Source organism: Microcella sp. (assembly GCF_040286215.1).
In the GTDB taxonomy this organism is placed as follows: domain Bacteria; phylum Actinomycetota; class Actinomycetes; order Actinomycetales; family Microbacteriaceae; genus Microcella.
The window spans coordinates 166955-178827 of the sequence record NZ_JAVKCK010000021.1 but is presented as its reverse complement, the minus strand read 5'-3'; the positions used below and the strand labels follow the sequence as shown (position 1 = coordinate 178827).

General features: G+C 69.1%; 10 protein-coding genes. 5 read left to right on the top strand and 5 right to left on the bottom strand.

Translation table 11 applies throughout. The annotated features are described in order from the left end of the window. Positions 1-40 precede the first annotated feature (40 nt). The 4 genes from RJQ01_RS10785 to RJQ01_RS10770 all read left to right on the top strand — a co-directional run bounded on the left by RJQ01_RS10785 (position 41) and on the right by RJQ01_RS10770 (position 5532). On the top strand, positions 41-2263 hold the full coding sequence (locus tag RJQ01_RS10785) for a cell wall-binding repeat-containing protein (RefSeq protein ID WP_350476726.1): 2223 nt from the start codon (positions 41-43) through the stop codon (positions 2261-2263). A gap of 33 nt (positions 2264-2296) precedes the next feature. Further along, on the top strand, positions 2297-3367 hold the full coding sequence (locus tag RJQ01_RS10780; protein WP_350476725.1) for a threonine aldolase family protein: 1071 nt from the start codon (positions 2297-2299) through the stop codon (positions 3365-3367). Positions 3368-3393: 26 nt separating this feature from the next. Beyond that, positions 3394-4383 (top strand): LLM class F420-dependent oxidoreductase, encoded by a 990-nt coding sequence (locus tag RJQ01_RS10775; protein WP_350476724.1) that lies wholly within the window; start codon positions 3394-3396, stop codon positions 4381-4383. Positions 4384-4782: 399 nt separating this feature from the next. Next, complete coding sequence (locus RJQ01_RS10770; RefSeq protein WP_350476723.1) at positions 4783-5532, top strand: LysE family transporter; 750 nt, start codon at positions 4783-4785, stop codon at positions 5530-5532. On the opposite strand, the gene RJQ01_RS10765 is transcribed toward RJQ01_RS10770, so the two are convergent. Beyond that, positions 5533-7689 carry an ATP-dependent Clp protease ATP-binding subunit gene (locus RJQ01_RS10765; RefSeq protein ID WP_350476722.1) on the bottom strand — a complete coding sequence of 719 codons (2157 nt, stop codon included), beginning with the start codon at positions 7687-7689 and terminating at the stop codon, positions 5533-5535. A 172-nt stretch (positions 7690-7861) separates the two neighbouring features. On the opposite strand from RJQ01_RS10765, the gene RJQ01_RS10760 reads away from it, so the two are divergent. After that, entirely contained in the window at positions 7862-8521 is a 660-nt protein-coding gene (locus tag RJQ01_RS10760) for an NADPH-dependent F420 reductase (protein WP_350476721.1), read from the top strand. Between the two features lie 34 nt (positions 8522-8555). Here RJQ01_RS10760 and RJQ01_RS10755 read toward each other — a convergent pair whose 3' ends face one another. The 4 genes from RJQ01_RS10755 to RJQ01_RS10740 all read right to left on the bottom strand — a co-directional run bounded on the left by RJQ01_RS10755 (position 8556) and on the right by RJQ01_RS10740 (position 11871). Beyond that, on the bottom strand, positions 8556-9671 hold the full coding sequence (locus RJQ01_RS10755) for a class I SAM-dependent methyltransferase (protein WP_350476720.1): 1116 nt from the start codon (positions 9669-9671) through the stop codon (positions 8556-8558). Between the two features lie 44 nt (positions 9672-9715). Further along, complete coding sequence (locus RJQ01_RS10750; protein WP_502885263.1) at positions 9716-10114, bottom strand: heat shock protein transcriptional repressor HspR; 399 nt, start codon at positions 10112-10114, stop codon at positions 9716-9718. A 65-nt stretch (positions 10115-10179) separates the two neighbouring features. Next, the gene (locus RJQ01_RS10745) at positions 10180-11163 is read right to left on the bottom strand and encodes a DnaJ C-terminal domain-containing protein (protein ID WP_350476718.1); all 984 of its coding nucleotides are present in this window, start codon (positions 11161-11163) and stop codon (positions 10180-10182) included. Positions 11164-11172: 9 nt separating this feature from the next. Continuing rightward, positions 11173-11871: a nucleotide exchange factor GrpE gene (locus RJQ01_RS10740; protein WP_350476717.1), complete on the bottom strand. Its 699-nt coding sequence runs from the start codon at positions 11869-11871 to the stop codon at positions 11173-11175. Positions 11872-11873: the final 2 nt, after the last annotated feature.

Here is an 11873-nt window from a genome sequence, read left to right as displayed (position 1 = left end):
TGCTAGCGTGGCCCCACACACGCTGGAAGAAGGCCTCGCCATGCCCATCAGATCGCGTCTCGCCGTATCGGCATCGTTAGTTCTCGCCCTGGCTCTCGTGCCCGCGCTCTCCACGCCAGCGCTCGCGGGTATCGGCCAATGGGGGCCATCCACGACGCTGAGTGCGGCAGGAAGCGATTCCGACGACCCGCAGGTGGTGAGCGTCGGAAGCAATATCACGGTGGTGTGGGAAGAGGACGACGGGAGCGACACTCGAATCCGATCGGCATCGTCGACGGACAGCGGCACGACCTGGAGCGCGGCCGTCACCCTTTCGGAGGCGGGCCAGTCGGCGTTCAACCCGAGCCTCGTCACCGATGGCACGCGCCTCACCGTCGCCTGGCAACGCAACGACGGCAGCAACGACGTGATCCAATCGAGTTCCTCGACGAACGGCGGCGCCACCTGGAGCACTCCGGTCACCGTTTCGGTCGCCGGTCAGGATGCTCGAACACCGAAACTCGCGACGGACGGCAACACGATCACCGCGACCTGGAGCCGCTCCGACGGATCCAACAACCTGATCCAAGCCTCAACGTCGGCGGACGGTGCCACGTGGACCGCCCCCGCGACCCTCTCAGACACGGGGTCAAACGCCTACATTCCCCAGATCGTCACCGACAGCGAAGTCATCACCGTGGTGTGGCTGGGTAACGACGGTTCCAACGACGTCGCGATGGCCGCCTCGTCAGTCGATGACGGTGTCAACTGGAGCAGTCCCGTGACACTGTCTCAAGCGGGCGGCAACGTCTATGTGCCGCAGGTTGACACCAACGGCACCACGATTGTGGCGACCTGGGCGCGCGAGGACACTGAGGGGGATCTGCGTATTCAAACCGCGTACTCGACGACAGACGGGGCGAGCTGGAGCACCCCGGTGACGCTGTCCGATGCAGGAAACAACTCCGACGACCCGCAAGTGCTCTCCTTCGGGAGTATCACCGTGCTGATCTGGGACGAGCCCGACGGAAGCAATACCATCATTCGCGCTGCCCACTCCACCGACGGCGGCCAGACGTGGCAGGCTCCCTCCTCTCTCTCCGCTTCCGGCGCGGGAGCTATCGACCCACAACTCGCGACGGACGGCACCACGGTGACAGCGACCTGGCTGCGGCGAGACGATGGCGTGAATCGAGTCCAAACCGCGACGTCGATTGACAATGGCGCGACCTGGAGTAGCCCCGACACCATTTCTCCGGCCGGGCTCTTTGCCGGCAGGCCCCAGCTCGCCACCAACGGCACAACCGTGACCGTGGTCTGGCGTGAGAATGCTGTCAGCGGCGATCTCATCAAGGTGAGTTCCTTCACTCCTGCGCCTGATATCTCGCGACTCGCAGGCGCCGACCGGTACGAGACCGCGGTCGCCATTTCTTCCGAGTTTGCCGCGGACGTCCCCGTCGTCTACCTCGCGACCGGTGCGAATTACCCCGACGCCTTGTCGGCGGCATCCGCCGCCGCCTATCAGGGTGGCCCGCTGCTGCTGACGCCGACCAGCTCGCTGCCGCAAGTGGTGCGCAACGAACTCACGCGTCTCAATCCCGATCTTGTGGTGATCGTCGGCGGAACGAGCGTCGTGTCATCGGGGGTACAGTCGCAGGTGTCGTCGCTTCTGCCCGAGGCGACCGTGCGCCGCGACAGCGGAGCAGACCGCTATTCCACCTCCCGCGTCATCGCCGAACGGGCTTTCACCGGTAGCCCCACGACAGCGTTCATCGCCACCGGCTCGAACTTTCCCGATGCGCTGTCGGCGTCCGCCGCCGCAGGTCGGGAGGGCGCGCCGGTCATTCTGGTGGACGGCACGGCATCGGGGATCAATTCCGCGACGGAGTCTCTCCTGTCGACTCTCGGTGTCGACAACGTCGTCATCGCGGGCGGCACCAGTGTCGTCTCCACGGGAATTCAGAACGAACTGAGGTCGATATTTGGCTCCGCGCAGGTCGTCCGTCTCAGCGGTAGCGACCGATACGCCACCTCCGCGGCGATCAACGTAGCGCGCTTCTCCTCCGCTGACTCCATCTTCCTCGCGACCGGGCTGGGCTACGCGGATGCCCTCGCTGGAGCCGCACTCGCGGGCAAAAACGATGCGCCCCTGTTCGTCGTGCCGGGCACGTGCGTGCCCGATGCGGTGCTGACGGACGTGGCTCGACTGAGTGCGAGCGAGGTCGTATTGTTGGGCGGCACCGCCGTGCTCACGAGCAGGGTGGCGAGCCTCAGGAGTTGTTAGGGCGCGCCGCGGAACCTGCGCGACAATGAGCAAGTGAGACTCCACGACCCCACCCGCCGCGGTTTCGCGAGCGACAACTACGCCGGGGTGCACCCCGAAGTGCTGACGGCTCTGGCCGAGGCCAATGAAGGCCACCAGATCGCTTACGGCGAAGACCAGTACACCGAGCGCCTCAGCGAGGTCATCCGGCAGGAGTTCGGCGAGGGCGCCGAGGTGTATCCCGTCTTCAACGGCACGGGGGCCAACGTGCTCGCGCTCACGGCCCTCATGCCGCGCTGGGGCGCCGTCGTGTCGACGAGCACCGCCCACCTTCACACCGACGAAGGCGGCGCGCCCGAGCGCGTGAGCGGGCTCAAGCTCTTCACCGTGCCGACCGACGATGGCAAGCTCACCCCCGAGCTCGTCGCGACGGAGGCCTGGGGCTGGGGCGACGAGCACCGCGCGCAGCCGCTCGCCGTGAGCATCACCAACTCGACTGAGGTGGGCACGCTCTACACACCCGACGAAGTACGTGCCGTGGCCGACTTCGCGCACGAGCACGGCATGGCCCTTCACCTCGACGGTGCCCGCATCTGGAACGCCGCCGCCGCGCTCGGCACGTCGCTGCGCGCGTTCACCGCTGACGCCGGCGTCGACATCCTCTCGCTCGGTGGCACCAAGAATGGGCTGCTCGGTGCCGAAGCGATCGTCGTGCTCGACCCCTCGCGCGTCGACGGACTCACCTACCTGCGCAAGATGAACATGCAGCTCGCGAGCAAGATGCGCTTCCTCTCGGCACAGTTGCTCACCCTCTTCGAGGGAGGCCTGGGCGTGCGCTCGGCAGGCCACGCGAACGCTATGGCTGCGCGCCTGCGCACCGGGCTCGAGACGATGATCGCGCGCGGGGAGGTGCCCGAGGGCTCACTCGCCTTCAGTCAGCCGACGCAGGCGAACGCCGTCTTCGCCCTGCTGGAGAATGCGGCAGCCGACCGCATCCGCGAGAAGGTGCGCTTCTACGACTGGGACCGCGCCCGAGGCGAAGTGCGCTGGATGTGCGCGTTCGACACGAGCGCGGACGACATCGACGCGTTCCTGCGGGTCGTGCACCACGAGCTGGGTCGGTAGGGCCTCCCCGGCGTACGCTGAGTGCCATGCGCTTCGGACTCTTCATCCCTCAAGGTTGGCGGCACGACCTGGTCGACATCGACCCCGGCGAGCAGTGGGCGGTGATGAAGCGTCTCGCGCAGCACGCCGACGCGGGGCCGTGGGAGTCCCTCTGGGTCTACGACCACTTCCACACCGTGCCCGTGCCGAGTGAGGAGGCCACGCATGAGGCATGGACTCTCATGGCGGCGTTCGGCGCCGTGACCGAGCGCGTGCGCCTCGGCCAGATGTGCACGTGCATGGGCTACCGCAACCCCGCGTACCTCGCCAAGGTCGCCGCGACGGTCGACCACGTATCGGGTGGGCGCGTCGAAATGGGCATCGGCGGCGGCTGGTACGAGCATGAGTGGAATGCCTACGGCTACGGCTTTCCGGAGGTCGGCGACCGCCTGAGGATGCTCGACGAGGGCGTGCAAATCATGCGGCAGGCCTGGTCGACAGGAACCGCGACCCTCGACGGCCGCTACTACCAGGTGGAGGGCGCGATTGTTCAGCCGATGCCGGTGCAGAAGCAGGGCATCCCGTTCTGGATCGCCGGCGGCGGCGAGAAGGTGACGCTGCGCATTGCCGCGCAATACGGGCAGTACACGAACTTCGCCGGCACGCCCGACGTGTTCACGCACAAGAGCGAGGTGCTGCGCGGGCACTGCGAGCGGCTCGGCACGAGCTTCGAGGCCATCACGCGCTCGTCGAACTACAACACCGTCATCGGTCGAGATGAAGCCGAGGTGGCCGAGCGCATCGCGGCGATCGAAGCGCGACTGGTGCCGTACCTCGGGGCCGAGCGCGCGGGCAAGGCTGTCGCCGATCTGCGCGACGGCAGCGGGCTCGCGGGCACCCCTGAGCAGATCATCGAGAAGCTGCGCTCGATGGAGTCGCTCGGCATGACCTACGCGATCACCTATTTCGCCGAAGCCGCCTACGACACCAGCGGCATCGAGTTGTTCGAGCGGGAGGTCGTGCCCGCGCTCGCGTAGGCGTCGCTCCCACGCCCGACCGACCGACGCCCGACCGACCCACGCCCGACCGACCCGGCCGGCCGCGCTCACGTCGGTGACGCCCCCGCGCGCGACTGTTCTTTATATTGACACTCATCGATGCCCTCGATACATTGACGATCATCGATATCATGGGGAGGTGACGACATGACCACGTTCACGGAAGACGGCTGCTGCGGCACGGGCTGCTGCTGACACGGCTGCTGCTGACACAGCTGCTGCTGAGCACTACCGAGGGGGCCGGAGTCGGCCCCCTCGACACCGATCGCAGCCCGCGGGCGGCGCGCCCCATCCGACCAGGAATGAGCAGCGTGTCGACCCGCCGCTGCGATCGGTGTCGACATCCCCCGCAATCGCCCCGCCTGAAGGGTCACCACTGTGAGCGACGCGCTCCTCTCCAGCCTCACTGCGGGGCTCCTCGCCGGGTACGCGATCGCCATCCCCGTGGGCGCGATCGCGGCCCTGCTCATGACCCACGGTGCGCGGTACGGCGCCCGAGTCGCCGCGGGTGGTGCGCTCGGTGCAGCCACCGTCGATGGGCTCTACGCCACGATCGCCGTCGTGGCAGGAGCCGCGGTAGCGCCCGTCATCGTGCTCCTCGACGAGCCGCTGCGCTGGATCTCGGTCGTCGTGCTCGTCGTGCTCGGCGTCATGATCGCGCGGCCCGGGCTGAGGCCAGCCGTGCGCGGGGGCGTGGTGGGCGCATCCGCGGAGGAGACCTCCGTGGCCGACCCCGTGCCGCCGGGCCGAGACGCCGCGCCCGACCTCCTCGCGCCGAGCCGTGTCCCGGGAGCGACGGCGACGGCACGCAGGATCGCGGCCCGCACGCCCACCGCTCGGCGGCTCTTCTTCACCGTCGGGGCCCTCACCCTCGTCAATCCCGTCACCGTCGTCTACTTCGCCGCGCTCATCGGCAGCTCGACGGTCGCTCTCGATGCGTCAGCGCTCGAGCGCTTCGTCTTCGTCGCGGCCGCCTTCACTGCCTCGCTCAGCTGGCAGCTCTTGCTCACGACAGCGGGGTCCCTCGTTGGGAGGGTGCTGACCGGCCCGACGGGCGCCCGCATCACCGCGCTCGTCGGCGGAGCCCTCGTCATCGCTCTCGCGGTGAACGCCGCCCTGGGTGGGTAGCTACTCGACCTCCATGCGCGACACGGCAAGACCGTCGGCACCCTCCGGTGCGACGTCGACCCGCACGACGTCACCGTCGGTGATCGTGCCCGACAGGATGGCGCGGGCGAGCGCATCGTCGATCTCGTGCTGCATGAGCCGACGCAGCGGCCGCGCGCCATACACGGGGTCGTAGCCGCGCTCGGCGAGCCAGGTGCGAGCATCCGGCGTCACCGCCAGCTGCAGGCGACGGTCGACGAGGCGGCGCTCGAGGCGATCGATCTGCAGCGACACGATCTGGCCGAGGTCCTCCGTCGACAGTGGCGCGAACACGACGATGTCGTCCAATCGGTTGACGAATTCGGGCTTGAACGCCTGGCGCACCATCTCGTTCACGCCGGCCACCTTCGCGTCCCACTCCAGCGAGGGGTCGATGAGCAGCTGCGAGCCGAGGTTCGAGGTGAGGATGAGGATCGTGTTGCGGAAGTCGACCGTGCGACCCTGGCCATCGGTCAGGCGGCCGTCGTCGAGCACCTGCAGCAGCAGGTCGAACACCTCGGGGTGGGCCTTCTCAACCTCGTCGAGCAGGATCACCGAGTAGGGGCGTCGACGAACGGCCTCGGTGAGCTGGCCGCCCTGCTCGTATCCGACATATCCGGGGGGCGCACCGATGAGGCGCGAGACGGCGAACTTCTCGCCGTACTCGCTCATGTCGATGCGCACGAGCGCCTTCTCGTCGTCGAACAGGTAGTCGGCGAGCGCCTTGGCGAGCTCCGTCTTGCCGACGCCCGTCGGGCCGAGGAAGAGGAACGAGCCCGTCGGGCGGTCGGGGTCGCTGATGCCGGCGCGCGTGCGCCGCACCGCCTCCGACACGGCCACGACAGCGTCGCGCTGCCCGATGATGCGCTTGCCGAGCTCCGCCTCCAGGGTCAGCAGTTTTTGGGTCTCCCCCTGGGTGAGCTTGTCGACGGGGATGCCCGTCCACGCCGCCACGACCGCAGCGATGTCCTCGTCGGTCACCTGGTCGTTGACCATGCGCGGGCCGCTCTCCGCCGACTCCGCCTCGGCGAGCTGCGCCTCGATGCCGGGGATGAGCTCGTAGTTGAGGCGCGACGCCTCCTGGTACTGACCCTCGCGCATGGCGCGGTCGAGCTCGATGCGCGCATCGTTGAGGCGGGTGCGCAGCTCGCCGACGGCGGTCAGGCCCGACTTCTCGGCCGCCCAGCGCGTCTGCAGGGCATCCCGCTCGGCGGTCTTCTCCGCCAGCTCGCCGCGCAGCTTCTCCAGGCGCGCCTTCGAGGCGTCGTCCTTCTCCTTCTTGAGGGCGAGCTCCTCGATCTCGAGGCGCGTCACGGCGCGCTTGAGCTCGTCCAGCTCCACGGGGCTCGACTCGATCTCCATCTTGAGCCGGCTCGCCGCCTCATCGACGAGGTCGATCGCCTTGTCGGGCAGCTGGCGAGCCGTGATGTAACGGTTGCTGAGGGATGCCGCGGCGACGAGGGCGCTGTCGGCGATCGACACCTTGTGGTGGGCTTCGTACCGCTCTTTGAGGCCGCGCAGGATCGCCACGGTGTCCTCGACGCTCGGCTCGCCCACGTACACCTGCTGGAAGCGGCGCTCGAGCGCGGCGTCCTTCTCGATGAACTCGCGGTACTCGTTGAGGGTGGTCGCGCCGATGAGACGCAGCTCACCTCGGGCGAGCATGGGCTTGAGCATGTTGGCCGCCGCGACCGAGCCCTCTCCTCCCCCGGCGCCCATGAGGGAGTGCAACTCGTCGATGAACGTGATGACCTGGCCGTCGGAGTCGTCGATCTCCTTCAGCACGGCCTTGAGGCGCTCCTCGAACTCGCCACGGTACTTGGCGCCCGCGACGAGAGCAGCGAGGTCGAGGCCGACGAGCTGCTTGTCCTTGAGAGAGTCGGGCACGTCTCCAGCGATGATGCGTTGCGCGAGCCCCTCGACAACGGCGGTCTTGCCGACGCCGGGCTCGCCGATGAGCACAGGGTTGTTCTTGGTGCGGCGACTGAGCACCTGGCTCACGCGCCGGATCTCGGCGTCGCGGCCGATGACGGGGTCGAGCTTGCCGGAGCGGGCGATCTCGGTGAGGTTGACGCCGTACTGCTCGAGGGCAGACTTCTGGGCCTCCTGGCTGGAGGGGGCGCCTTGCATGTTGGCCATCGTGTGCTCCCGGGAGAATGCGCGGTGAAATGTTGAGTCGCGGTGACTCAAGTTTACGACGCGGTGTCGAACGGCGCCAGAGGATGCCCGTTCCGCGGCTCTGCTCACGGCGAACACGCAGACGGCGCACGGGCGGGGAATAAACCGCCAGCGCGACCTCTTGGGCTCCAGCATGACAACTCTCGGCATCATCGGTTCCGGCAACATCGGCTCGCAGCTCACCCGGGCGTTCGCCGCACTCGGGCACGACATCGTGCTCGCGAACTCGCGGGGCCCCGCGTCGCTGGAGCAGTTCGCGGCCGACGTCTCCGCCCTCGGCGGCGGCACCGTCACCCCCGGCACCGTCGAGCAGGCCTCGCAGGCCGGCGAGCTCGTCGTGCTCACCGTTCCGCTCGGCGCCGTGCCGAGCATCCCGAGCGAACCCCTCGCGGGGCGCGTCGTGGTCGACACCAACAACTACTACCCCGCCCGCGACGGCAGCATCCCCGAGCTCGACGACGAGCGCCTCACCACAGCAGAGTGGGTTGCCCGCCACCTGAGCGAGTCGACCGTCGTCAAGGCGTTCAACCACATTCCCGCCGCCGACATCACGGATCACGCCGAGCCCTCCGGCAGCCCCACGCGCCGTGCCCTCATGGTCTACGGCGACGTCGATGCTGCTGTTCGGCGGGTCAGCGAGCTCATCGAGGCGATCGGGTTCGACGCCATCGTCGGCGGCCCCCTGCGCGACAGCTGGCGCATCCAGCGCGACACTCCCGGCTACGGGCCGCGCTTCGCCGCGGCCGAGCTGCGCGAGCAGCTCGCGGCCGTGCGCAGCTACGGCGAGCGGTAGCGCCACCCGCCACCACGGGCGCCGGCGACCGCGGTCATCGGCGGCGCGAGGCCGTGACCGTGAACGTGGGCCCCCGCGAGACCTGACGGGTCGGGCCCACCGCACGCTCAAGCGCCGGCGCGTATCGCAGGTGGCTGTTCCACACGCTCCACAGCTGACCGCCGGGGCGCAGCACCCGGCCCGCCTCCGCGAACAGCCGCAGCGCAACTCCGGTGTGCACGGCGGCGCCGACGTGGAACGGCGGGTTGAGCACGATGAGGTCGGCGATGCGGTCGGGCTGGTGGGAGAGCCCGTCGTCCTGCACGGTGTCGATGAGGACGCCGTTGGCCTCTGCGGTCAGTCGTGCGCTGTCGACGGCGAGCGCCGAGACGTCCGTGGCGATGACTGTCGCTGCGGGAGCGCGCCGCGCGAGCACGACGGCGAGCACACCCGTGCCGCAGGCGAGGTCGATGGCGGTCTCGTAGTCAGGCCACTGGTCGGAGGCGTCGAGCAGGGCCCGTGTGCCGATATCCAGGGATGCTCCGCCGAAAACCCCCGCGTGCGCGACGATCCGCAATCCGAACTGGGGCGCCTCCCCCAGGGCGGGTTCGGCGAGCGCGACCTGCCGCGGGCCGCGGGCCGTGAGCAGGCGCGCCTTCTGCCGGGCGAGCGACACGTCGACCCGCTCCCAGCTGCGGCGCAGAACGTCGTTCTGGGTCGGCGTCATGTGCTTGATCATGTTGCCCGCGAGCAGCACGGCCTCCGGGTGCGCGGAGCGCGCGACTTCGCGGGCGATAGCGTCGAGCCGATCGAGCGAGCGGGGCAGGCGCAGCAGGATGAGCCGAGCACCCTCGGTGACCACATCGGCCAGCTCGTGGTGAGTGATCGCCGTGAGGCTGGCGTCGAGCGCGTTGGCGTCGAGCGCTCGGCGAGCGACGAGGGAGTCCTGATGCACGCGCACGTGTTCGGCACCCAACGACAGCGCACCGAGGCTCAGCGCGCCGTGCGTATCGTCGATGACCACGAGCTCGTGCAGCCCGTCGCGCAGCCAGGGCTCAGCAGTGTCGAGCAGGTAGCGGTCGGCGGCGTCCCACGCCCGCAGCTCGGGCGATTCGATGTCGGGGCGACGGCGCAGCGATTCGAGCACGCGGTTCAGTGGGGCGTCGGTCACGCGCGCAACACTAGGCCTTCTGGTCGCCACGCGTGATCTCGGGGTTAACCGCGACGGAACGGCCGCCACACGACGACCTGATTCGACTTCTGGGCTCGTGTGCCCGCCTTGAGCGAGATCACCTCGCCCTCCGAGCCGGCCGCGAAGACGCGGCGCCCTGGCTTGGCCAGCAGCTCGTCGGCGAGCGCCGTCTCGAGCTCACGCACGCGGCGGCGCAGGTCGGTCACCTCGTTCTCGAGCTCGAGGATGCGGCGGATGCCCTCGAGGTTGAGCCCCTCGCCGCTGAGCCGGGCGATCTCGCGCAGCTGCACGACATTGCGCATCGAGTAGCGGCGGCTCTGCCCCGCCGTGCGGGTCGGAGACACGAGCCCGAGGCGGTCGTACTGCCGCAGGGTCTGGGGGTGCATCCCGGCGAGGTCTGCCGCGATCGCGATGGCGAACATGGGAGTGTCCTCGTCCACCTGGTCTCCTCCCACGTCGCTGCCGCCTCAGGTCATTGTGCCGCGCGCTACCCGCGCGCGCGAGCGATCAGGTCGTCGCGCGGATTCTCGGCGGGCAGAGTCTCCGCGAACTCCCGCAGCTTCTTCGTGCTCTCCGCGCTCACGTGCGCGGGCACCGCGACCTGCACCGTCGCCAGCAGATCGCCGGTGCCCTTCGGGGTGGTCACGCCGCGACCCTTGACGCGCAGTACTCGGCCGCTCGGCGTTCCCGGCGCTACCTTGAGCTTCACCGGGTCGCCGCCGAGGGTCGGCACCTCGATCGTCGCGCCGAGCGTCGCCTCGACGAAGGTCACAGGAACATCGACGCGCAGGTTGAGGCCGTCCCGCTCGAAGACGGGATGCTTGCGCACCGAGACGGTGAGCACGAGATCGCCGGCGGGGCCACCATCGATACTGCGCTCACCTTTGCCCTTGAGGCGGATCTTCTGGCCGTCCGAGACCCCCGCGGGAATCTTGACCGTGAGCGGCTTGCCGCCCTGTCGCTCCAGCGTGACCGTGTCGCCCTGGATGGCGGTGAGGAACTCGAGAGAGACCGAGGCGGTCTGGTCTCGCCCCTTCGTGGGGCCGCCGTAGCCGCGGAACCCGCCCGTCGTCTGGCCGAATCGTCCATCGCCGAACATGCCGCCGAAGATGTCCTCGAAGCCGCCGGCGCCGCCGGGCTGGGCACGGCGACCTCTGGCTCCCCCGCCGAACATGCCGCCGAAGACATCCTCGAAGCCGCCCTGACCGCCACCGCCGGCGGTGAAGCGGGCGCCGGAGCCCATCGCGCGCAACTGGTCGTACTCAGCGCGCTGCGCCGGGTCGGCGAGAACGGCGTGCGCTTCGCTGATCTCCTTGAAACGGGCTTCCGCCGCGGCGTTGCCCGGGTTCGAGTCGGGGTGATGCTCGCGCGCGAGCTTGCGGTACGCCTTCTTGAGGTCTGCCGCCGAGACATCCTTCGGTACGCCGAGCACGGCGTAGAAGTCCTTCTCGAACCAGTCGTTGCTGGCCATGTGCCCCTCCTAGTTCTCGGGAACCGAGACGGCCACCTTCGCCGGGCGCACGAGCTTTTCACCTAGGGCGTAGCCGACCTCGATCACGTCGGCGACGGTGTTCGACGTCGCCTCGGCGCTCGGCAGCTGCACGAGAGCCTCGTGCAGGGCCGGGTCGAACGGTTCGCCGATCTCGCCGACGCGCCGCAGGCCGTACCGCTCGAAGCTGCTGCGCATCTTCTGCGCCACCAGCTCAAGCGGGCTGCCCTCCAGGTCGCCGTGCGATGCAGCACGATCGAGGTCGTCGATCGCGGGGAGGAGAGAGCGGATCACCTCGGCGACGACCGCCTCGCGGTTCGCCGCGCGATCGCGCTCGACACGCGTGCGAAAGTTCGCGAGCTCGGCTTCCGCGCGCGCGGCGCGGTCCCGGTACTCCTCGATCTCCTTCGCCCCCGCCTCCGAGAGAATGTGGTCGATGTCGGCGTCGAGCGAGTTGCCCGACTCCGAGACCTCCACGTCGGCGTCCTCGACGGCGAAGAGCTCGTCGAGCTCCTCGGCGTCGGTCGTGGCGCCGTCCTCGGCGAGCGGGGCGTAGTCGTCGCGAGCAGGCTTGCCGCCGTCGTGGTCGTCGGCGTGATCGTCACCGTGCTCGTCGGCCGCGGCGGGGGTGGGGGCGCCCTCCTCGGGCACCTCCGCCCCGTCCTCGTTCTTGCGCTTCTTGGCCGCCATGG